The sequence below is a fragment of the Paenibacillus psychroresistens genome (genome assembly GCF_009728935.1).
Lineage (GTDB): Bacteria > Bacillota > Bacilli > Paenibacillales > NBRC-103111 > Paenibacillus_AC > Paenibacillus_AC psychroresistens.
On the sequence record NZ_CP034235.1, the window covers coordinates 6580267 to 6604065 of the forward strand.

Sequence of the window (23799 nt, forward strand, 5' to 3'; positions counted from 1 at the left end):
ATCACCGTATCATCGCACTAAGTCGATGATACGGTGATTTTTTTTGACCATAGACCTATTGACCATAAACAGAAAATTCATAAATGCTGCTGCCCTGAGCTTGCGTAGCCGTTAATGTAATCCTCATATATCTGGCTGTTATCGAAGCAGCATTGGTATCCGTGTTCGAGGTTTGGGTCGTAAAGCTTCCGGTATGGTCGTAATACATGCTGTAAGTACTATCATCTGTTGAATATTCGATTTTATATTTCTCCCCTAATCCCAACTGTTGATAGAATGTCGTATTCACACTGCTGATAGAGTAGTTGGAGCCTAAATCTACTTTCAACGATTGTGGGTCTGACCCACCACTTACTTGTGCCCAGCGAGTTCCAGAGTTGCCGTCTACAGCTTTAGGAGCATCATAAGTACTGGAGTAAGTTGAAGAAGCGGTAGCTGTTTTACCTTGTGAGAGCAATACCGGTGTGCTGCTCAGGCTTCCATACACGGCAAACTCGTATATACTGCTGCCTTGAACCTGTGTATCTGTAAGGGTTATCCGAATATACCTTGCTGTAATTGAGCCCGCATTGGTATCTGTGTTAGACGCTTGTGTCGTATAGCTTGCTGTATGGTCGGAATAAGTGGAATAGGTACTATCATTAGATGAATATTCAATTTTGTACTTCATCCCAAGTCCCGATGGCAAATGAAAATTCGTATTCGTACTGGTTATCGTATAATTGGCACCCAAGTCAACCTTCAGCCATTGCGGATCAGACCCGCCACTGACTTGTGCCCATCTTGTTGAAATACTTCCATCCACAGCTTTAGAAGCATCATAAGTGCCAGAATAAATCGATGAAGCTGTGGCTGTTTTACCTTGAGAAACCGGAACCGAAGGCGCACCTGAGCTTCCGAACACCTTAAACTCATAGAGGCTGCTTCCTTGCCCTTGTGTTCCTGTTAACGTGATTCTCATGTAACGCGCGGTAATGGAGCCTGCATTCGTATCCGTAACAGAGGATTGTGTTGCATAACTTCCCGTATGATCCAGATACATTGAATAAGTACTGTCATCCGTTGAGTATTCAATTTTGTACTTCATGCCAAGCCCTGAAGGCAAATGAAAATTCGTGTTCGTGCTGGTAATCGTATAATTCGCTCCCAAGTCAACCTTTAACCACTGCGGATCTGCACCTCCACTGACTTGTGCCCATCTGGATGCCATATCGCCATCAACTGCTTTGGCTGCATCATATATAGTTGAATAATTAGAAGATGCTGTCGCCGTTTTCCCTTGAGAAATAGGACTCATAATCGGTGTTGGATCTCCATAAATATTAAATTCCTTCAGCGAAGCATCCAGTCCTTGAGTATCCGCAAACGTGATTTTCATATATCTGGCTGTAACTGCTGATCTTGAATCCGCACCTGTTACCTTGAAGTTATCGATTTTGTTTGCATACATCGTGTAATTAACATCATCCGTTGAATACTCAATCTTGTACTTATTTCCGCTGCTTGAAGCAACGTAAAAATCTGAAATCACACTTGTAACCGAATAATTAGCGCCTAAGTCTACTTTCAACCATGTCGGGTTTGCCGCTCCACTGGATTGTGTCCAGCGTGTAGTAGTACTGCCGTCTACAGCCTTGGAGGCATCAAACGTACTTGAAGCAAAGGATGATGCTGTAGCTGTTTTACCTTGTGAGAGTAAAACGGAAGTCGTGCTGCCTGGAACTTGAAAATTAGGTGTTGGTCCATCACCGCCGCCTACGCCAGCGTTTGCAATAATGGCTTGTGCAGTTGAATTCCAAGCGTCGCTCACAACTGCCGTATTATTCGCTGCAACGTTGGTTCCGCCAGTCTGATAAGTACTCATTCCTGATGAATAGTAGTTATAATAAGCGTTGTTGTCATGCGCTGAAAAATAACCTGCAGGATTCGGATTCGTATAATACCAATTGTTTGTGCCTGAGTTCTGCTTACTTAAGACGTTGTTTGAATCAAAAAAACCGGACGAGCCATTGTCTCGATAAAGAAAAGCATATTGGTTCTTATCATCATAAATATAATTGCTATACACAACGGATCCAGGTTGACTGCCTAGGGTGTATATTCCCCCGCCATCATTCAAAGTATGGTTAAAGTTATAAATAAGGTTGTGATCGATTACGTTATTCTTGGCAACCGATGTTCCCAAAGTATCTATAAATCCCCAACCCCAACCTGCAGAAATACCTGTATAAGGTAAATCGTAAAGTTTATTATGCGTGATCGCAGTACCTTCCGAATAACCAACAAAGATTCCGACATTGTCTAAATACTCAACACCGATTTTAGTGATCGTGTTATTAGACACCACGTTATTCTTCACAATTACTCTTGCATCGGTCGGGTGGTGGTCAGCAACATCTACACCGCCTATGTTAATTCCATTTCCCGAAATATCCGAAAACGTATTATAATCAATCTGGTTGTCTTGGCTGCCGTACTCAAAATTCAAGGCTGCGTTACCCATATGAGTAAACGTACTGTTCTTAATCACAATATTTTTTGACGCTTTAAAGGTTACACCAGCAGGTGTCTTATATTGATTAGTACTCCATTGATGTTCTGTATATGCTGCACCAAGGTCACGATACACGACTCCCGATTGAAAATCTGCATAGCTGTTATTGCCGCTTGGTTCAAGCCAAGTATTATAAGCAAAGGTAATCCCGTCAAACTGAATATTAGTAACTGGCGAAGCCAGTGTTCCAGCGCCATTGACTAAAGTTTCCAGTTTAGCAGCAATGAAAGTCGAAGTGGACATATTCTCTCCGGTACGCGGCTTATAGAACATATATCCTGTTGTTCGGTTATAGTACCATTCTCCAGCTGAATCCAATAATTCATAAGCGTTTTCTATCCAGCTTATACTTCCGCGACTATTGCCATTAATGGTCGCATCTGTCCATCCCGGGTTTTTCATTATTGCAGCTGTTCCCGTAATCGTACTGAAGCCAAATCTTTTACTCATCCAGCTTTGTTTATTTACCGTTTCAATCTCACTTTTATTGCCCCAGCTCGCCATATTGGCGTAGGTACCCGTCGATGGCAAAGTATATCCGTTTGTTGTCATGGTAAAGCCTGCGGGATTGTCCAGCCCTCTTGCCCGTATGGCTCTAACACCATCCACATATAACTGTCTTGTATTCAGTGAGGTTCCTACATTTGCTTTATAGATATTGTTTATAGAATCATCCAGTATCCAGCCTGTAATTGGAGTTCCCCCGCTTATAACTGGATTCTCGCTGGTGTAGGCTTTATATATGACATTAAAGCCATTGGTTCCCGAATCCAGCGAAGTAAGGGTAAAGGTCGATGAGAGTGCATAGGTTCCTCCCCTAAGATAAACCAGGATATCTCCTGTCATAGAGCTATTGATCGTACGAACTACGGTTTGAGCTTTCCCAATGGTTAGAAAAGGTTGGGCTAGCGTGCCTGGGTTGGTGTCACTGCCTGTAGGTGATACATAGTAAGTAGCTTGGACGGCTGCGGAAGCATTTTGTGAAAAGCTTATCAAGTTGGCCATGGTGAACAGCATACAGACAACTAGAACATGCGAAAATAACTTTTTCATCCTTATTCCTCCATTATAATTCGTATTTAAACACACTTGGAATTTGAGCCTTGAGCTCAATCTTTGTTCTTTGATCACCTACAATCAACTCAATAGTCTGGTCTATCTTGGTTGCGCATAATTCAACTTGAGCTTCCTTATTGCTTAAATCCCATTCAAGTGTAACTTCGATACTGCCGTGTGCCAGCATCGGGCCTGCCTTACCTTGGCTCCAGCTTTGCGGTAAAGCATGGAGAACACGAATTTTCCCTGGTGAGGATAACACCAGCATTTCTTGAACAACAGCGCACCAGCCCATATTCGCATCAATTTGAAATGGCGCTGCTGGCATCTCGAAAGTCAGTCCCATATCGCGCCAATCATTGCATAATGTAAATAAGTTGCTCAATAGATTGGCTTTGCTTAGCTTTTCGAAGCTTTTAATCACTTCCTCTCCTTTCCCCATACGGGCATACGCATTGGCAATATACATGAAAGACCATGCACATTGCTCTCTTAGCGTACGATCATTTGCCCGGTTATCCACGGCTTTAACGAACGGATTATACTGCCCTGGAGGGCTGTCCATATCGATCTCTGAGCCTGGGAATAACGGATAGATATGCGCCAAATGGCGATGTTGATCATTGTCGTCAAAGCCCGGATGCATCCACTCCCGAATAGCTCCATCCTCATTGGTCTGATAAGCTGGAATACGTGCCAGCATTTCATTCCATTTCGCAACTTCATCTCCATACATACCTGCTATTGGAGCCAAATTTACTAAGCTCGTCCATACTTCCTTAGCTACTGCATAATCCATGGTCGCATTCATCGTCGTTTCCATAACTCCGCCAGACTCATACCCATCTAGATTCGACTGCTTCACGTAATTACTAGGCGTATTTTCAGGGGAAATGGAGGGACTTATGACAATAAAGCCATCCTCGCCAATCGTGAAATAATCTTCATAGAATAAAGCAGTTTCATATAAAAAGGGCAAAGTCCGTTGTCGCAGGAAATCTTCGTCCAATGTATATTGATAGTATTTCACATAGAATTGAGCAATCCAGCCCGCACCTGATATCCAGTGGATAATGTGTGGATATGTAATCTTCAACAAACCTGATTCAGGTGTCGTCGGCGCAGGAACGAAGATCCCTCGGCAGCCGAATAAGCGTTTGGCATTAGTGCGAAAATCCTCCAGCTTATCTTCCATATAATCAAATACTGGGAGCAGCAGCTCAGGCATGTTGCCGCTTAACGCTTGCCAATAAATCATTTGTAAATTCAAGTTGACCATATGAAATGCCCAAAGCGCGTTATATTCGCCGCACCACAGGCCATACAAATGGCAAGGCTGACCGCCTTCCCGAGTACTGGAGATCAGCAAATGGCGGCCAAATGACCACATTTTCTCCATCAACGCCAATGATTGCTTGCCCTTGTACGCATCCATCAAATATTCTTCATTATATCGATCTCTATCGGGCGCATGGAGATTAAACTTCATCGCGTGGAATAAGCGAGAATGCTCACTCGCATGCCGTTCCAATAAAGTGAAATAATCAGAAGTCATGCTGTTCAATCCACTTTTTAATTCTTGCCAGCACTCTTGTCTGGCACCATTCACGAACAATCGAATGTAGATCAGAACACGATTAGCCTCTTGGATTTGCAAGGATCCATTCTTATTCGTAATACTTCCGCCATCAAGCTCAACTCTAGCTACTGCTCCAAAATCCATACCATTATCATTCTTCACAGCGTAATAGAGATAATTATCTTCGCCATATGATTGCTTACTCTCTGACAATGATCTCTCCAAAGCCGTTTTAAATTGTTCTGGCTCACCATTGCCATGCACATCAAATTTCAGGATACAAGAAATATGATCCGGCTCTGAACAACTCAGCTCATATATGATGACATCATCTGATCTTGAAACGAACAAAACCCGTTCATATCTAATCCTTCCTTCCAACCAGGAAACGGAAACCTCCCCTGTTTCCATATCCAACGTCCGGCTGTAATCCTCAAAGCCTTTACTCTGATCCATGATAATATGCAAATCGCCTAGAGGCAGCGGCAGCGCATGTTCAGCGTTATAGCCAGCATCTTTCAAGGATTGTGCAATAACATGATCTGCGACTTCAGCTTTCCCTTGAGCTAACAGCTCACGTGTAGATCTTAGTTTGTCGCTTACGTCAGGCAGCTCAGCTGTAATGCCTTGAGTCCATAAATCCGCATGATTCAGCAATACCGTTTCTTTATACACACCTCCATATACCGAAGCACCTACTACTCCATTGCCTACAGGTATGGCTTCTTTCCATTTAGCTCCCCAAAAGGATGAAGGATACATATTTTTCGATAAATTTCTGTGATTAAAACTCATAGTTCCTCCGTTCGTTTAGCCCATGTTTTCATATCATGTAAATCATTTTCTGCATTTATAATATATCATGTACGATTATTAATAAAATTTAACAAACTTATGTAAAACTGATTCTTTGATGTTAATGCGAGACATATGTAATTTAACATTAAACCTATATTGTTCTTGAAAATTCCTAATAACAATGAAAGCTGATCTTCAATCCATGAAGATGATTGAAGATCAACTCATTTAGTAACTCAGCTTATTTCGTAGCCTTCCAAGCATCGATTTGTGCCTGCATTTCAGCAATAACCTTGTCGGATCCAGCTGTTTTCAGTTTTGCAACGAATTCCGTATATTTAGCTTCGCTAGCAACACCTAGTTCAATCGCTCTGTAGTACTCATCGTATACTGCACTAGTTTTAGCAATTTCAGCTTTAACTGGAGTACCATCGAATGTAAACCCTAATAATTTGGAAGGAACTGCATCAGCGTTAACTTTCTTAGTATCTTCCCAAACTGTTTTTGGCATTCCTTTGTCTACAAATGCAAGGTAATTCGTAGCGAACATCCAAGGCACGTTTGGAGCATATGCTTTGCTGTTATCTCCAGGAACCATGAAACCGTCTGCATCAATTTTAAAGTGGTTGTCTTTAATTCCGAAGTTTAGAAGGTTATAAAGATCAGCATCCGTGTTCAATAGCTCAAGCAGCATCATAGCTCTTTCTGGATTTTTCGAATTTCTATTGATTGCATGCATCGTAGCAATAATTCCGCCTGTAGTAAGGTGGGCTTGCCCCGCTGGGATATCAACTGTAGGATATCCGGCTTGTGCCGCCATAACAACTTCAACACCTGGTTTATAAGCACCACCAATAATTACGCCTGCTTTACCAGCTTTTAAATCGTCTTGGCTGTTATCAAGTTTCTTGGCAATACGCTCACTTGCGTTCAAGTATCCTTTTTTATTCCAATCTCTCATTAAAGCAGCAAATTTCATAACTTCAGCAGATTCATATTGATTAACTACTTTAAGAGTATCATCCGTATAAACGACTGCCCCTGGAACATTCATCCCTGCAATAGTTTCAAAATTAAATCCATCTCCAAATTGGCTAAGAGCTGTAATAAACGGTTTCTTTGGATCGTCTTTCGTTACGGCTTGAATAAACGGCTCAAGCGCAGATAAGTTATCAACAGAAAGTTTTCCGCTAATTGCACTTGTATCAAGCTGGTATTTATCCACCAATGATTTAGGAATAACGACGTCAGGCGTTCTTGCAGAGATTTGTTGATTCACAAATCCGTAAATTTTTCCTTTTACTTTAGTAGCTGTCCAGAACGCTTCTGGAACGGAAGCGAATGACTTCGGAGCATATTTAACAAGTAAGTCATCCAAAGGTAAGAAAGCGCCTTTAGCAACATTTGAGGTGTAATTGTTGATCCAGTTTGAAGTAAATGCCAAATCGTAAGCTTCACCTGAGGCGATTACAACTTGCATTTTTTGCTCATATTCTCCAAAACCAACTGGCTTGAAATCAACTGTAGTATTGATTTTTTCTTTTAAGACTTTGTTGACTTCTTCAAATACTTTATCTTGCTCTGGTTGTGGGAAATTCCCTGGGAAGTACCATGTCAATTTAACTTCAGGTAAAGCTGCTGGTGCTGCTGATTCAGCTGGTGCTGCCGTCGCTGCTGCAGTTGCTGCTACTGATGCAGCAGGTGTTTCTGTAGTAGCTTCTTTTTTGGAACATGCGGAAAGCAGCATGCTTAGAACCAATACCATAATTGTTGCAACGATCCCCACTTTTGAAAACTTTGATCCTTTTAACATAGTTGAATCCTCCTCTATAGTGTTTTGATCTATTCTTACAATGGAGTTGACTCCATTAATAAGCTACCCTTTAACTGCGCCAACTGTTAAACCGCGAACGAAATGCTTCTGGAAGAATGGAAACACTAGCAGCATAGGCCCAGCTGCAAGGATTGCCATTGCCATACGCGCTGATTCTGAAGGAAGCACTGCATTCACCATTCCTGGCGGCAGTTGATTCGACGAGCTAGTTAGAAACTGAATATTGTTCATCATCCTATATAACATAAATTGCAAGGGTACTAAGCTTTCCTTCTCTATATAAAGCAGGCTCAGCCACCAATCATTCCAATACGTCAGAAGTGTAAATAATCCGACAGTGGCAAGTCCTGGTTTGGCAAGCGGAATAACAATTTGAAAAAACGTTCTAAATTCACTGGCACCATCTATCATGCAGGATTCGATGATACTGTGCGGAATCTTCTGCATAAAAGAGCGCAGGATTAGAATAAACCACGGAGCTGCCAAATAGGGCAGGATCAGCACCCAAATCGTATTTTTCAAATGCAGGTAATTGCTGATTAAGATATAAGTTGGAACCAACCCACCATTGAACAACATTGTAAAAAACACGTAGAAGCTAAGCTTGTTTTTCCATTTATAGTCTTCACGTGCCAAGGGATAAGCAATTCCTGCCATAATCAGCACTGAAATGAAGGTTCCAAAGACACTTATAAAAAGCGAAACTTTAAATGCATTTAATATTTGCAGGGGTTTATATAAAATATAAGCATAGGCATTAAGATCAAATGATTGCGGAAGCAGCTTATATCCATTCTTCATAATCTCCGTTTCATTCGAGAATGAAATCGAGATTATAGCTATAAGTGGGATTATACAAGAGAGACTAAATAAGATGAACAATGTATTAATTAGTGTCTGAGGCAATATCTTCTTAAGCAACATTTTCCCACCTCCTTAGTGATATCAATAGAAAACTTCGTTCATACGATCAAGCTCTATTTAGAACATTTTGTTTTCATCATTTACTTTCCTCACGACATAGTTGCTAAGCATAACTACAATAAAGCCCATTGTAGATTGGAATAAACCAACCGCAGATGACATCCCCAGATCTCCTGAAACTCTTAGCATCCGATAAACATAGGTATCAATAACCTGCGTGACAGGGTACAGCTGGCCAATTTCCCGTGGAACGAAGAAGAATAAACCAAAATCCGAGTAGAATATTTTACCAATAGATAGTAAGGATAGGATCATAATTAAAGGCATTAACAGTGGAATCGTAATGTTGCGGACCATTTGGAATTTAGTAGCCCCATCAATCGCAGCAGCTTCAAAGTATTCCTGTGAAATACCCAAGATACCTGCATAGAAGATAATACTGACGTAGCCCAGACCCTTCCATATATTAATTAAAGTTAACAAGAAAGGCCATATCCAGGTTGTCGTATAAAATTCGGTTGTGATACCCATTTTTGCCATCGCCATAGATATGATTCCATAAGGCCCGATGAAGGCAAATACCATATACGCTACAATGATCCACGAGAAGAAATAAGGAAAGAAAAAGATCGTTTGATAAATTTTTACTAGTTTAGTACTGAGAACTTCATTTAGAAGAATAGCGAATACGACAGAAAGGAATGTTCCAACTACGATGAATATGATATTATAGGAAAGCGTGTTTCTTACTACCAGCCAAGCATCGCTTGAAGTGAAGAAGAATTTAAAGTTCTCGAAGCCTACCCATGGGCTGTGAAATAAGCCAAGTTCATAGTTAATGCTCTTAAACGCAATGAATGCGCCTGCCATTGGGATATACGAGAATATAAATATTAGAAGAATGGCTGGAAGCGCTAACATACTCAATTGTATATTTTTTCTATAATTTTGATAAAACATGAATCCTTTCTTTTTGTTCACTGTGCTTCACCCCTCTAACCCATTTTCTTCATTTTTGTTTTTCCATCAATCGTTGTTTCATGTCCCAAACTATAACCTCCTTTTGGCAAACAAACAATTTCTAAATCGATAAATTAGTTCTTTTTCGAGCAAATTTGGAGTTCTCAAAGCATGTTTTTGTACTGTAATTCGCGTTTTTTGCTTTTATTTCATTCGTTTTGAATTCTTTTTATTACATAGAGTAATATTTTCAATTAGGAGGAGCTGCAAACATGCTTAAAAATTTCATCTTGAAAAACCCATTCCAGCTGTTTTTATCGATATTAATGCCCTTCTTATTGAGCTCTGTATTAGTGATTTTTGTGCAATCTTCCTTTTTAACTAAAAACTTCGAGAAATTCGCACTTTCTATGGTCTACAATCAGCAAAAAACAGACCTGCAGAACACAAGCCGCAACGTTAGCGTTATGGAGCGAACTGCCAATTCACTTGCAACCACTGCATTCTTCGACAATACCATAACAGATCTCTTATATTCAGATGTTGATTCAGATAAATACACCACTTACAAGGACAAATTACTTTCTTATAAAAACATTTATCCTTTCCTGCAATCTATATATATCTATAATGGTCATAATATTTACGCATATCCTGGTTTACGCTTTGTTTATGATCGTTCCAACTTCATGGATAGTGGGATATTCACTACTCTAGATGACATTTACCACATTAAATCGCATAGTATGGTGCTTAGAAAGATCCCAAATGCGATAAGTGAGTTAGAAGATGCAGAAGCTAAGCAATTCATTTATGTCTATTCCTATCTTTTCTTCGACTCTCAAGTTCAAAGTGGAAAAGTGAGTGAAGCGATTATTCTCAATATATCCGAAGAATCGCTTAGAGAAAGCATCAGCACATCTGGACAAAGCGGCCATAATCGGACATTTATTGTAGACCATGACGGCCAACTGCTATCAGATGACTCTTTGCATCCGATTTCAACAAACATAAGCAACACAAATTACATCCAAGCGATCAATGCCTCTAAAGAAAAAGCAGGTTATCTGCGGATGGATGTCGATGGTGTAGATTCATTTGTAACCTATACAGCTACAGATGTATTTGATTGGAAATTAGTTAGTATTACACCGTATCCTTACATTGTTCAAGATATTAATAAAATGAAGCATAATACTTATCTTTTTGTTTTAATCTTCATTCTATGCAGCTTTATCCTGTCGTTTTATTTTTCCCGCAGGCTCTATCTCCCTATTAAATTAGTCATTCAAAATTACAACATCCTAGAATCTGAGAAAAAGAATGATTATTATTACAAGAAACAAAACTTTTTGCGAAAAATGGTTAATACGGAAGGTCTGCATTCGGTTGAAGGAATCCAAAAGCAATTTAACAAATATAATATTATGCTCGAGCCGAAGGATTCGTTTCTCATGGTTTTAATCAAACTCGATCATTTTGCCGAATTCAATGCCAACTTCAACCTTACAGATCGAGGCTTATTGAAATATGGGCTAAATAATATCGTTTCTGAAATTTTCTCCAAGGTATATAAGCATGAGTGCATTGATATAGAAGAAGATCAAATACTTGTCTTAATCAACTATAGCTTGCCTGGCTTACCGTCAAAAAATGAACAATTGGTTGCATTAATTATAGAAATTCAAGAAAATGCCCAAAAATTCTTGAATCTTTCGATTTCGTTCACATCTAGTGAAGCCTTTGAAACCTTGCACGAGCTGAACCACCAATATTTAAAAACATTAGATTTATCTTATTACAGACTGATTTTTGGCTATAAGTCACTGATTTTCCAAGAAAATTTAAATATAAAGTTCGATGAGAACTATAAGTATCCACAGGAGCTGGATAAAAAAATGACAGATTCCCTTATCCAAGGCCAGCATATCGAAGCCGAAAAAGCATTATCGGATATTATCCAAAATGCTTCACAGTATAGCTTTACCATTCTCAATTCCGTGCTGATTCGCTTGCTATTGTCCATCCGCTCTGCCATTGAAGTCTTAGAAGCCAATCATTCGCTAAAAGTAAATTTCAATCTAAATATTTATCTGGCTAAGCTGCAAAAAATTGAAACCTTGGAAAAAATCCAAACCGACTTTTATAGTTTGTTTGAATCTTTATCTATTGAGTTGGAATCGAAGAAAGACAACAAATATATTAAGCTTTTAGAAGATGTGACCTCAATCATTGATAAAGACTTTGCAAATCCGGCTTTATCGCTTGATACAATTGCAGAAAAGGTTAATCTATCTGCCTCTTATTTGGGCAAGCTATTCAAAAAACATCGTCTAATCTCAATGACAGACTATATCAATAACGTTCGATTAGTCAATGCAGGCGAGATGATTGCCAATACGGAAGAGACCATTAATGATATTATGGAAAAATCAGGTTTTCTAAGTCGCAGTCATTTCTTCACACTCTTTAAAAAGGTTTATGGAGTAACCCCTAATCAATATAGAAGCAATGCGAAGAATAATAATAAAAATAACCCTTCACAATAAGGGCTAGATCACTTTTTAGACTTTTTCTTTGATTTGGATACTTTCTTATTAAGGAATTCAACCGCCGATTCCACTATACGTTTAACTGGAATCTTTACTAGGATGGAAGCAAGTATTTCAGCTGAGGATTCACCCTCTTTGATTATAGGATTCTGCTCCATTTTTTCCCGATTTTGAAATTTTTCTTGTTCTGCATGGATAAACTGTTTCCAATCCTGATCTGTCTCCGTTTCTGTTGCTGATGGATCTGCTTCCGTAGCTTCCTTCGGAATCTCATCTGATTCATTTTTAGGATTATCCATATTTAACCCTCCCAGTTCATGTCTCACTACTTTCTCCATATTCTTATGTACTGATTTGTACCTTGGGAATGGACAGTAGTGGAATTACTCCGAACTATATGCATGTACCCATAATATCGAGGACACTCACCTAATTAACAGAAAAAACTAAACGACCGCTCCCCTAGCGAATTCCAGGGGAGCAGTCTCAGCATACAAGCCTTATATTAATCTCCTTGCTCTTCTGCTTGCTCTTTTGCTTGTTCTTCTGCTTGCTCTTCTGCTTGCTCTTCTGCTAGCTCTTCTGCTTGTTCATCTGCTTGTTCATCTGCTTGCTCTTCTGCTTGCTCTTTTGCTTTCTTTTCCTCTTTCAGTGTTTGTTTCTCAAGGCGCTCCTGCTCTTTTACTTTTTCTTCTTCCGCTTTCTTTAATTGCTTCATTGCTTTCTTCTCTGCTTTTACTTTTTCTTTTTCCACCATCTTTAATATCTTATTTGCTAGCTTCTGCTTTTTTGTCGTTTCGTCACTCATGATTCATCCCTCCAATTTTATTTTTGATAATTTGTTTCAAACGGCGTCTGACGACATCCGGATTAAAATATTCAAGCATCTGAATCCCTGGTAAAAGTCCGAAATAAATCGAGTATCTCTTGTAAGGAACTTTATGGCACAGCTCTGGAAAACGCAGCTTGATCGGCTTTTGGAATAAATCGACAGCTTCTTCCTCACTTTTATATCCGGAGTCGACCAGCTTTCTGAATGATTGCAAACCAATAGAGCTAATTGACTTTCCAATCCCTTCTTGTTGATGCGCAATCTTCTCAAACAAAGAAGGCGGCACATGCTTCGAAATGACAAGTGCAATATTGTGAGATACAATAAAGTGGCTCTTTTCGCTTATTAAGATAGATTCTCTAATATAATACGGAGCGCCGGACGATTCACCCAGAAGATCGGCATATTCTTCATTGATTTGCTCTTGTCGAATCACAGTAACGAGTACTTTTTCATTCAACAATGTTTCCAGAATATCCGTCGTACGTCCGTCCGTCACCAAAAGAATATCGAATATCAACCCGTGTAAAAATTCCAAAGCCTCATCTTCATACTGCGAGTCCTTGCTAATAGAATTTATATCTGTCATACACTCTCCTCCATTAACCGAATGTCTTTTCGTGCCACTTCGCGACACTGTCAATGATACAAGCCCGAATCGCGGAGCCCCTTCCAGAATGTGCTAAACTCATCCATATTGAGCTGCTGCTTCGCATCAGAGAGTGCAGCCTCTGGATTCGAGTGCACTTCGACCATGATCCCGTCGGCGCCTGCAGCTAGAGCAGCTTTCGCGCAAGCAAGCAGGATATCTTTACGGCCGGTGGCATGACTAATATCCACAAGTACCGGAAGATGAGTCTCCTGTTTCAATAGGGGAACTGCAGAAATATCTAGCGTATTTCGAGTCCATTTTTCAAAGGTACGTATCCCGCGCTCGATTAACATAACCTGGTCATTGCCGTTGTATAGGATATATTCTGCGGCAAGAATGAACTCCTCCAGCGTTGCGGAAAGGCCGCGCTTCAGTAGTACAGGTTTCTTGGTTTGGCCGACGGCTTTCAACAGATCGAAATTCTGCATATTGCGGGCACCAATCTGAAAGATATCGATATAACGAGCTGCCATATCGATTTGGGAAGGAGTCATGATTTCACTGATAGTCACCATGCCAATTTCATCAGCAACTTCCTTCATGATTTTCCAGCCATCTTCGCCGAGCCCTTGAAAGTCATACGGAGAAGTTCGCGGTTTGAATGCACCTCCGCGCAAGACCGTAATTCCCGCTTTCTTCAAAGCGACCGCAACCGTCAGAAGCTGATCTCTAGATTCGATTGAACAAGGACCGGCGACAGTAACGTGAGAGGAACCTCCGAATTCGGTGCCTTTGATATGGATGATCGTATCCTCATTCTTATGATGGCGACTAACGAGCAGCTTGCGGCCTGTTTCAGCAGCTTTTTTTCCTTGAGGAATTGCCAAGCTATGTTTTGCAAGCTCGATTAGTATTTGTTGGTCGCCAATTGACTCCTCTTCCGCTATGCCCTGACTTTTCTTTTCTTCAACAATTTCATTGACCATACGTGCCCGTTCGCCCAGCAGCTGGAGCAATTGGCGGTTAACTCCATCCATTTGAGATAGTAATTGTTGCAATTTTTCGTTCATGACGAACACTCCCTTCTTATCCTGGCTAACTAATCTCCTTATTCCTTATCTGCCGTATGATTCGATTGCCCGCTTCGATCAAGCTTTTGAATATATACCGGCTTTGTCGACGAAACATAACTCACGAGAGCAGCACGATCGAGCAACATTGAGTCGGCAATGATCTCTATAGTGACAGGCACTTGCAGCTTATACGATAATTGAGAACGGATATACTCCTCTGGCCATTTTCCAGACTCATGAGAATCAAGAAGAAAGTGCAGCCCGTTCTCTTGCTCCAACACCTTCCAAGCATCTGGAGCAGGAAACAACGAATATACGGCTTCATGGATATCCAAGGCGTCGAGAATGGTTTCACCGAAAACAATTCGATCTTTACTTCTACCGTAGTGCACCAGTTTTCCTACTAATCGACCGCAAGCACACAAGGAAGGTTCAACAGAGATAATGTCTTCATTAAAGTATCGCAACAGAGGAGAACCCTGATGGGAAAGTGTTGTAATCGCGGCAAACCCTCTCTCACCCTGAGTAACCGGACCTGAACCGTCTTCATTCAGCACTTCCACGAAAAAATCCTGTTCCACGATATGCATCGCACCATATTCACACATGGCAGCGATATTAGCTGTTTCCGTCGAACCATACATATTATATACAGGCACGCCCCACAGTTTTTCTATATGTTCCCTGCGCTTGTCGCTCATCAATTCACCGGCAACGCAAATAGCCCGCAGTGCTGGAAAATCTTTGTTCGAAACGGAACCAACTAGACGCGCTGTCTCGGCCAGCAGTTCCATTTCGCGTGGCAGTCCCGCCATCACAGTGACTCGAAGACGCTTCATAAGATTCAGCACTCTCGGATATGGCGTTACTAAAGTACGACCACTTGCTGGAACCACCCCTGCTCCCGACTGCCATGCTGCTTGCTGCATTAAGAAAGCGGGTAGTGCCAATGCATAGGGAAAACGAATCAGCACAAGATCTTCCGCTATTAAGCGAACACCGCATTCTTTCAGCTGTTTTCCGCCAATCCTCAAATCTTCTTGAGTAAACCAGGAAGCAGAAGGCTCTCCTGTCGTACCGGTTGATTCGTGGTATTGCGCAATCTCTTTCATTTCAACGGCAAGGTGACCGAAAGTGCCGGCTTTCCGGAGATCATCTTTTGTTGTCAACGGCAGTGTTTGTATGCGGTCTAATCCAATGCTATCCAGGTTATATGGCGATAATTTATCCTTGTACAGAGGGGATTTAGCAAGGCGTATTAATAAATCCTTGAACTTCTCCTCCCGCTCCCTACTGCTGTCGGTCATAAGGCTACCTCCTTGTTCCATGCCGTTAAATGAATACACGGGTCGCTTTACCGAATGTACGAGGGATATCGTGCCTGATTTCTACCTCGCAATCAATCCCGATCCGGTCAGACATATGCTTTCGGATTTTCGCTGCCAATTGCTCGTCGCTTAATTCCGTCCGAAATGGCTCAGCTTCAATCTTAAAGACTCCTTGATTTAACTTGAAGTGATACCACATACCCACATCGGGGATTTCCATGAGGAAGTGTTCTATCATGAATGGAGAATAGTCCTCACCTCCCAGGTGCAGCATGTTCTCCATTCTGCCTCTCAGGTGCAGAAGATCCATTGTGATGCCGCAAGCGCAATTGGATTTTTGGATATTACCGATATCCCCGCTGCGATAGCGCACCATTGGCATTCCTTCGCGCAGCAGTGTCGTCACAATGATTTCACCCGTTCTGCCGTTAGGAAGCCGTTCCTCCGTAACCGGATCGATGATTTCTACTTTTACATGTCCTTCCATCACGTGATACCCATTGTGTTCACTACATTCAACAGCAACTCCCCCGCATTCCGTTGAGCCGTAGAAGAAAGATACTTCGCATCCCCACCATTTTTCCAGCCGCTCTCGGAAGGTGGCAGAACAGCCTTCACCCGTAAGTAAAATTTTCTTCAATCGGATATCTTCACCTATTTTAATGCCAGCCCGCTCGCTTTCTTCCGCCAAGAGCGCTGCATAGGAAGGGGTCGTAGCTAGGACTGTAGCTTGGTATTCCTTCATTAATTCCAATGACTTATCGACAGGAGCCATGTATCCGCCTTTACCAAGCGACAGCACTGCCATTCCAAACGCAAATTGAAACAACCGCTGGAATCCAAGACCTGGCAGCGCAAATTCATACGGCAGCGCGATTGCCGCCACATCCACTTCCGACTCCTTAAACAATTCCAAATATTTCGGCAGCAAGTCGTATATATATTGATCAGCTAAGGTGTAGGAGGTATAAGTCGGTACCCCCGAGGTCCCGCTTGTCAGGTGAACCTGACCAATTTCTTTATGATCAACGCACAAGATCTTCTGCTTATCTCCTCTTATAACGGCTTTCTTCAACAATGGTATAGAAGTTAAATGCTCTAGGCTTTCGATTTTCGGTTCTGTGAAGCCTGCCGCTACCAGCTGTGAACGGTAATATTCATTCCGGTTCCAAATATGAGCAAGCGTAGAGTTAATAGCTTTCAACTGATAGTCTTCTATTCTTTGCCGAGGCAGTTTTTCTATAGTTACTCCTTCATCATCCAATTGCTTGAAAAAAACTTTGAATGGCTCCAAATGGGATGAATGCTCGTCAATGGAAACCGTCATCTTATGGGATTGCAACTTCATAAAAATCCTCCTATCTTTTTTCACACTTTATATAAGTAGTTATGGAATATTAAAAAGTCTAGGATCTGGGTAACTGATTCGCTTACCGTTAGCCTTTCCGATTCTATTGTTATCTCCTGCAGAACTGGAGGTTCATAGGGAGCCGAAATCCCAGTAAACTCTAAGATTTCACCAACTCTAGCTTTTTTGTACAGTCCCTTTGGATCACGTCTTTCGCATTCACTAAGCGAACACTTTACATAAATCTCTATAAAATCCCCTTTATGAAAAATAGATCGTGCCATGTCACGATCCGCTCGATAAGGCGAAATAAATGCCGTAACGGCAACAATTCCTGCATCTACAAAAAGATTGGCCACTTCCGCTATTCTACGAATATTCTCTTTACGCTCATCCGGACTGAAACCAAGATCATTGTTCAAACCGTGACGGATATTGTCCCCGTCCAAGACATAAGCGTGGCAATTCAAGTTATAAAGCTCCTTTTCTATTTCAAAGGCCAAAGTTGATTTCCCAGATCCAGAGAGTCCCGTTAACCACAATACACAGCTTTTGTGATTATTCAATCGGTAGCGGTCATCTCTTACAATAATGGATGGACACCATGTAATCTTGCTCTCTGACAAGTTCTCCCCCCTATTCCGTTCCCCCTGAACAACTATGCTGATCCCGTTTTATTAGCAGATTTCTGCGTCAGTTCTAGCATTCTTTCTACTTATCCTTCATTAATCATGTTGTTGATTTGTTTCCCTCCTTCCTAGTTACTCTCTCTGTATTAAATGCAAGAAATAAAGACTTGACTCAGACAAGCGTATATTTTTATAAAAGTAAGTATTTCATCCAATCGCTATATGGGAGAGTCACATATCGTATCAAGTATGAAGCTTCCGGAAGCATGAAGGAAGGAGGGAACATATCGGTGTTGCTATACGGATTGGAGCAAGGCCCAGATTTTCAACATCTCTACACACGGCTTCTAATAAGCTGTCCGGCTAGCAGCTCGGATGAGGGGGGATTATTTTTACTAGATTTTAAACATAATTCTTTAAAGAAGCTGTTCACTGCCAGTTGTTTAGGAATGACGTGGGTAAATGACCAACTCATCGTTACGACTGATGACAATCAGATTATTACTATGAATCATCGGTTTCAGCTCATATCTACAACGAAACACCCGAAACTCGACTTTCATGGCATCGCAAAGCTGAATGATAAAGCTGTACTTGTCGTAGAAACGGAAATCAATGCGATTGGTTGCTATGAGGTCGATACATTCATGCGAATAGGAGAAATTCGATTCAATCCAGCAGATAAAGATGTTCATCATATCAATGATATTTGGTTAGAAGGAAACATCTTATATGCTTCGATGTTTTCTCCTTATGACGAATGGTATCTGGATCCGGCTAAAAAAAACGGTGGGATAGTCGCTATTGACCTAACCGATTTTCAACCTAATAAACGCTTGGATATAGCGCCAGCGAATCATATCGTCGTTAGCGATTTGCATATGCCTCATACGGTTATGGTGCATGAAGGCCAACTGACTTATTGCGACTCCATGTCATTCTGTGCAGTTGTTGGAAACCAGACTAAGATTCAAGTTACGGGCTTTACGCGGGGAATTGCTATAACGGATGATACGATCTTTATCGGACAAAGCAGAATGAGACATGTTCTGCGAATACCACAAGAATCTGCAAAACGCAGCTTGGACAGTGGCATCCATGTATTCAGTCCCGAGTCTGGAATCTCCCGTTTTGTATCGCTTCCTGTACAACAGATATACCAGATTCTCGTGATTCATCATGACTTTTCATAGGGAGGGTGATAGAAATAGCAACTGACAGCAAACATAAAAAACAATTCGAGGAAGCCAAAAAGCTCCATTATAAAGGTGTAGACGGAGACAAAAACGCGGTGAAAAGCGCAAACCAGCATCTCTCAAAACTCCGTGAGGCTGAGCCTGGCAATGCACTAATTGAAGCCTATTATGGAAGCTCTCTAGTTCTAATAGCGCGAGATTCCGTTAAACCTCTGGAAAAAGCAGATAAAGCGCAAGAAGGATTTGATACCTTGAATCGGGCCATTAATTCAGATCCGAACGATAAAGAAATTCGGCTGTTACGCGCAAACGTCTGTCTGCGACTGCCGGAGTCCTTTTTTCATTGCTTGCAAACGGCGATCGAGGACTTCACCTTCCTTCTTGATCGCTATGAAGAAAACGCTAGTTACCTTACCCAAAAGCAAGTCAGAGAGGTAATCCAAAACCTCAGTACCGCTTATCAAAATGCTGGAAAACCGGACAAAGCGAATGCGGTCTTGCAGCGTCTCTCCCAAATAACGTTTAGAGAGGAAGGAAAGCATTGACAAACCAAAACCAAGATAATTCTGACTCATTTAATGAGAGACTCGACCAGGCTGCCCAAATATATAGGGATGCCGTTGCAGGCGATGTAACCGCCGTTCAGGAAGCGAATCGGCTGTTTGAACAGCTGCGATTAGAAAATCCCGCCCACCCGCTTGTCAACGCATATTATGGCGGCACAATGCTATTAATTGCTCGGGATAAAACAAAACCATTAGAAAAACTGAAATGGTCGAAAAACGGCTTGAAGCTTCTCGACAAAGCGGTAGCCGCCGCTCCGGAGGACAGCTTGATCCGACTGCTTCGTGGCAAAGCTGTATTCAAGCTGCCGGAGAAGCATTTCCGCCGAACACAGACGGTAATTGAAGATTATACTTTCCTTATCGATCAAGAGATGCGCCAAGAGGGCACACTCGAGCCTGAGAAGTACTCGCAAGTAGTCTATGATCTCGGTGAGGCGTACCACAGAATCGGTCGGAACAAGGATGCTGAGATGTGCTGGAAAAGGTTGGAGAACCAAACCCAAGATCCAGAAATGCAACAGCTCCTTAGTACAAATCTGCAGTCACTAGAAGGCAAACCGGAGATTGAAGACAACAAGACCGAGAGCCTCTCGTCGATGTTGGTAGGAGCTGCTCTCGCTATCGGCAACGCATTCTCCCGTTGGGTAGAAAAAGAGAAGAAAAAGGAAAAAGCAGCTCTTCGTCGTAAACGCCGCAAGAATAAAAAAAGTCGGCGCTAGAATAAAAACCATTACTTCTGGGGAACCGGATTTTCGGAAGGAGGTGAGACACATGTCTAGTATCCCGAGAAAAATCTTCAAGAAAGTTATAAAAAAGTCCAAACCTATCATCAAAGCTACTATGAGAAGCGGCGCTGAGAATATCGGCCAACGACTTCTGACTGCGGTAAGTAATCCAAACCAGCCATTCGATATTACGCTTGAGAAACTTTTGACTGCCCTAAAGAGCGGTGCCCTTGCAACTGGCCTAGAGGTTGTGAAAGGGGGATTTGATCAGAAAGTTGCGAAATAAGACAGGAATTCCACGCAGAAAAGCCCCTAGCCAATTTATGGCTTAGGGCCTTTCCGCATCACTTTAAAAAATCAATCATATGATCGCTTCTGTTTAGAAGCTTTTTCCTAATTCACGTGCTTTCTGCATAGCTTTTTCCTTGATTTCCGCGCCCTTATCCGGTGAAGCACCAGCACCTTCTACATAAACAACTTCAATAGATTGAATTCCGATGAATTGTGCAATAGCTGTCAGGTAACGGTGGCTGAATTCAAAGCCTTGAAAAGGACCTTCGGAAAGTACGCTGCCGGAAGCTTGAATGTGCAGCAATTTTTTGTCAGCCGCTAACCCTACAAGAACACCTGCCTCATTGAATTTAAATGTTTTTCCCGCTACGCAAATCGCGTCAATATATGCTTTTAGAATAGGAGGGAATAAAAAGTTCCATACTGGATTGACGACAACAACTTTATCTGCAGAAACAAATTGATCTACAATTTCACCCAAACGTGATACTTTTGCTTGAGATTCTGGGCTTAATTGATCAAAAGCTGAGCCGCTAGCAAGCTTACCCCAGCCACTGAATACATCGGCATCAATATACGGAATATCCATATTGTACAAATCTAATAGAATGATTTCATCATCGGGATTTGAATTTTTGTATGCTTCTAAAAATTCCTTGCCTACAGCCAAGCTGCTGGATACGCTGTGGTCTAGTGGATGTGCGGTTACGTATAATACTTTTGTCATTGTGTATATCTCCTCATGTTGCATTAGTTTTTTCAAATAATTATTAATACTAATTAGTCCGCGAGTTTTTCAATAAAAATATACAACGAGCTAATTAAATCATCCTCAATAAGGAAGAAATCCTGACCCGTGATTGCTTTGGGATTTTCAGCTGGCCCATAAAACCAGCTAAGTTTTATTGCTCCATGGTGTTCATCTAGCGATCCAGATATAATGCTAAATGCAAACCCAGGAAACTTCAGCTGTACTTCATCAATTAATGTCATTAGTGCATCGCGGCCAACAAATACGTCCGGATAAAAAGGGTCATAAACCTTACAATTCTCAGCGTAGAGCTCATTAATCGACTCTCTGCGTCGATCACGATTTGTATCAGACCAGATTTTAAGATGCGTGTCTATAAGGTTACTGGCAGTACTCATATCTTAATCCTCAATCCTCCAAATAACTAAATTTGAATTAGAATGACATTTCATTCCAGCTTGTCACTTCATCTACGGTCAAGCGAATGGAAGGATGTCCTTCTTTAGTCGCTTTTCCGATAGCAATAAGCATGACTGAAACGTAACGCTCACTAATTCCGAATGCTTCTTTAAACTTGTTTACATCATAACCAGCCATAGGCACGGTGTCGTAACCCCTAGCTTTTGCTGCAAGCATCAATTGCATGGATACGAGTCCGCCATCAATATATGCGTACTTACTTGTAAGCTCGTAAGGAAATGTTGCATACATTTTTAGTGTACCCTCAACTTTAGAGTCTTTTGCAGCCTCAGTCATATGTCCCGCTTTAACAGCACGATCGTAGATTGTTTCTGTGAACTTAAAGTTTTCCAAATCACCTAGTACTGCAATAACAGCCGATGCATCCCCCACTTGCTTTTGATTGTAGGCAATTGGCAGCAGCTTTTCTTTCAGCGGTTGTGAATCAATAACCAAAAAGCGCCAAGCCTGCAAATTGGATCCAGACGGAGCCTGAATGGCTTCTCGCAATATTTCCTTAATCTCATCTCTAGCTATTTTGAATGTCGGATCGTAAGTTCTGACAGCACGACGTTCACGCATAACGGTAGATAAAGGAATACTTTGGTGAGTTAATGTCGTTGACAAGATGTATACCTCCATTCCCAATTAATGTTTGAGTTAATTATGTAGCACTCACTAAATATATATACTAACTAATATTATGTCAAATGGAAATTAAAAGCCAACTCAACCTCGTAACTTTCTAGTCCTTATCTGACCCGCTATTCTTAGGGAAAGAATTTCGCTATTAGTGTTATGATTTTCCTAAAAACAACTTGTATGGGTGAATTATTAGGCAGATAACGCAAGAATGGCGTTAATAGCGAAATTTTTTTTATGTTAGCGCCATTCTTGCGTTATTTACTGTAAAATTACCTTACAGCTTAAGAGTTAGCGAAAATAGGGTCTGTTTTAAAGAAAATGTTTCCTTAATTTAAAACACCCTAAGCGGTTCACTGATATTCTGCCCATAAAAAAACCCCTTTAAGTTTAACAGTAGGTGTCTTGCTTTCACTGTTTACTTAAAGGGGATACTATTAATTTTCTGCGTTCAAGATGGCCAAAGACGTAAGGCATTAGTAGCTATTCTTATCAATTTCTCGCGGCTTCCACCAGCACCTGCTTGTACAGCCATTCCTTGGAATACGGTCACATAGAAGCTTGCCAGATCTTCAGCATTAACATCAGTTGGAATTTCCCCATTTATTTTTGCATGTTCGAACCGTTCTTTAAGCGCATTTTCGCCTCCTGCTCGACGAGCACTTAATTCCTGCTTGATCGCATCACCCGATGCTCCAGATGAGATACCTCCTTGCACAGTTAAACATCCAAGAGGAGTAGCTGGATTAGTTGTAGCTTCAGCAGCGCCATACAGCAATCCTTCTACAACCTCGCGTACGGTAGGTTTTGCAAAGGCCTCTCGCATATATATAGCGGGTCCCTCCGCATATCGATCAAGAATTTTAATAAACAATTCTTCCTTATTTCCAAAAGCAGCATACAGGCTTGGAGGATTAATCCCCATAGCTTCCGTTAAATCAGCCACAGATGTACCTTCAAACCCTCTCTCCCAGAACATATGAAGCGCACAATCTAGAGCCCCTTCCGTATCAAAAGCACGCGGACGTCCTCTTGCCATAATTGCCACCTCCATAAACTTCATCTCTTTATTCAAGCTTATTATGCTACAAAATGTCAAGGAGATGTGAT

The 23799-nt window shown here is 41.4% G+C and carries 21 protein-coding genes; 5 read left to right on the forward strand and 16 right to left on the reverse strand.

Annotated features, from left to right (window positions below):
- Positions 1 to 55: 55 nt before the first annotated feature.
- The 5 genes from EHS13_RS29795 to EHS13_RS29815 form a co-directional block, all read right to left on the reverse strand.
- A complete protein-coding gene (locus EHS13_RS29795) occupies positions 56 to 3607 on the reverse strand; it encodes a discoidin domain-containing protein (RefSeq protein WP_155703862.1) in 3552 nt (1183 codons plus the stop codon).
- A 13-nt stretch (positions 3608 to 3620) separates the two neighbouring features.
- Complete coding sequence (locus EHS13_RS29800) at positions 3621 to 5984, reverse strand: glycoside hydrolase family 95 protein (RefSeq protein WP_227013592.1); 2364 nt, start codon at positions 5982 to 5984, stop codon at positions 3621 to 3623.
- A gap of 244 nt (positions 5985 to 6228) precedes the next feature.
- Positions 6229 to 7800 carry an ABC transporter substrate-binding protein gene (locus tag EHS13_RS29805; protein ID WP_155703863.1) on the reverse strand — a complete coding sequence of 524 codons (1572 nt, stop codon included), beginning with the start codon at positions 7798 to 7800 and terminating at the stop codon, positions 6229 to 6231.
- 63 nt (positions 7801 to 7863) lie between these two features.
- Complete coding sequence (locus EHS13_RS29810) at positions 7864 to 8745, reverse strand: carbohydrate ABC transporter permease (protein WP_155703864.1); 882 nt, start codon at positions 8743 to 8745, stop codon at positions 7864 to 7866.
- A gap of 57 nt (positions 8746 to 8802) precedes the next feature.
- Positions 8803 to 9726 carry an ABC transporter permease gene (locus EHS13_RS29815; protein ID WP_227013593.1) on the reverse strand — a complete coding sequence of 308 codons (924 nt, stop codon included), beginning with the start codon at positions 9724 to 9726 and terminating at the stop codon, positions 8803 to 8805.
- Between the two features lie 251 nt (positions 9727 to 9977).
- Between EHS13_RS29815 and EHS13_RS29820 the strand changes: the two genes are divergently transcribed.
- Entirely contained in the window at positions 9978 to 12254 is a 2277-nt protein-coding gene (locus tag EHS13_RS29820) for an AraC family transcriptional regulator (RefSeq protein WP_155703865.1), read from the forward strand.
- An 8-nt stretch (positions 12255 to 12262) separates the two neighbouring features.
- Here the strand turns inward: EHS13_RS29820 and EHS13_RS29825 are convergent, their stop codons facing one another.
- From EHS13_RS29825 to cysC, 7 genes are all read right to left on the reverse strand, one after another.
- Positions 12263 to 12556, reverse strand: a complete 294-nt coding sequence (locus EHS13_RS29825; RefSeq protein ID WP_155703866.1) for a hypothetical protein — start codon at positions 12554 to 12556, stop codon at positions 12263 to 12265.
- A gap of 206 nt (positions 12557 to 12762) precedes the next feature.
- Positions 12763 to 13065 carry a hypothetical protein gene (locus EHS13_RS29830; protein ID WP_155703867.1) on the reverse strand — a complete coding sequence of 101 codons (303 nt, stop codon included), beginning with the start codon at positions 13063 to 13065 and terminating at the stop codon, positions 12763 to 12765.
- Positions 13058 to 13678, reverse strand: coding sequence for a 4-hydroxybenzoate synthetase (locus EHS13_RS29835; RefSeq protein WP_155703868.1), 621 nt, complete (start codon positions 13676 to 13678; stop codon positions 13058 to 13060). Before EHS13_RS29835 ends, EHS13_RS29830 begins: the two co-directional genes overlap by 8 nt.
- A 50-nt stretch (positions 13679 to 13728) precedes the next feature.
- Complete coding sequence (locus tag EHS13_RS29840) at positions 13729 to 14751, reverse strand: bifunctional 3-deoxy-7-phosphoheptulonate synthase/chorismate mutase (protein ID WP_155703869.1); 1023 nt, start codon at positions 14749 to 14751, stop codon at positions 13729 to 13731.
- Between the two features lie 38 nt (positions 14752 to 14789).
- On the reverse strand, positions 14790 to 16061 hold the full coding sequence (locus tag EHS13_RS29845) for a phenylacetate--CoA ligase family protein (protein ID WP_155703870.1): 1272 nt from the start codon (positions 16059 to 16061) through the stop codon (positions 14790 to 14792).
- Between the two features lie 25 nt (positions 16062 to 16086).
- Positions 16087 to 17430, reverse strand: a complete 1344-nt coding sequence (locus EHS13_RS29850; protein ID WP_155703871.1) for a phenylacetate--CoA ligase family protein — start codon at positions 17428 to 17430, stop codon at positions 16087 to 16089.
- Between the two features lie 20 nt (positions 17431 to 17450).
- Positions 17451 to 18056 (reverse strand): adenylyl-sulfate kinase, encoded by a 606-nt coding sequence (cysC, locus tag EHS13_RS29855; protein WP_155703872.1) that lies wholly within the window; start codon positions 18054 to 18056, stop codon positions 17451 to 17453.
- Positions 18057 to 18349: 293 nt separating this feature from the next.
- On the opposite strand from cysC, the gene EHS13_RS29860 reads away from it, so the two are divergent.
- The 4 genes from EHS13_RS29860 to EHS13_RS29875 are packed head-to-tail and all read left to right on the forward strand — an operon-like array spanning position 18350 to position 20832.
- Complete coding sequence (locus tag EHS13_RS29860) at positions 18350 to 19252, forward strand: DUF4915 domain-containing protein (protein WP_162463316.1); 903 nt, start codon at positions 18350 to 18352, stop codon at positions 19250 to 19252.
- A gap of 5 nt (positions 19253 to 19257) precedes the next feature.
- On the forward strand, positions 19258 to 19800 hold the full coding sequence (locus tag EHS13_RS29865) for a tetratricopeptide repeat protein (protein ID WP_227013595.1): 543 nt from the start codon (positions 19258 to 19260) through the stop codon (positions 19798 to 19800).
- On the forward strand, positions 19797 to 20540 hold the full coding sequence (locus EHS13_RS29870) for a hypothetical protein (protein WP_227013596.1): 744 nt from the start codon (positions 19797 to 19799) through the stop codon (positions 20538 to 20540). Before EHS13_RS29865 ends, EHS13_RS29870 begins: the two co-directional genes overlap by 4 nt.
- A gap of 52 nt (positions 20541 to 20592) precedes the next feature.
- Positions 20593 to 20832, forward strand: a complete 240-nt coding sequence (locus EHS13_RS29875) for a hypothetical protein (protein ID WP_155703874.1) — start codon at positions 20593 to 20595, stop codon at positions 20830 to 20832.
- A 93-nt stretch (positions 20833 to 20925) separates the two neighbouring features.
- On the opposite strand, the gene EHS13_RS29880 is transcribed toward EHS13_RS29875, so the two are convergent.
- The 4 genes from EHS13_RS29880 to EHS13_RS29895 all read right to left on the reverse strand — a co-directional run bounded on the left by EHS13_RS29880 (position 20926) and on the right by EHS13_RS29895 (position 23728).
- The gene (locus EHS13_RS29880; protein WP_155703875.1) at positions 20926 to 21564 is read right to left on the reverse strand and encodes an FMN-dependent NADH-azoreductase; all 639 of its coding nucleotides are present in this window, start codon (positions 21562 to 21564) and stop codon (positions 20926 to 20928) included.
- A gap of 53 nt (positions 21565 to 21617) precedes the next feature.
- Positions 21618 to 21986 carry a nuclear transport factor 2 family protein gene (locus EHS13_RS29885; protein WP_155703876.1) on the reverse strand — a complete coding sequence of 123 codons (369 nt, stop codon included), beginning with the start codon at positions 21984 to 21986 and terminating at the stop codon, positions 21618 to 21620.
- A gap of 37 nt (positions 21987 to 22023) precedes the next feature.
- Positions 22024 to 22689 carry a nitroreductase family protein gene (locus tag EHS13_RS29890; RefSeq protein WP_155703877.1) on the reverse strand — a complete coding sequence of 222 codons (666 nt, stop codon included), beginning with the start codon at positions 22687 to 22689 and terminating at the stop codon, positions 22024 to 22026.
- Positions 22690 to 23140: 451 nt separating this feature from the next.
- Positions 23141 to 23728, reverse strand: a complete 588-nt coding sequence (locus tag EHS13_RS29895) for a TetR/AcrR family transcriptional regulator (RefSeq protein ID WP_155703878.1) — start codon at positions 23726 to 23728, stop codon at positions 23141 to 23143.
- Positions 23729 to 23799: the final 71 nt, after the last annotated feature.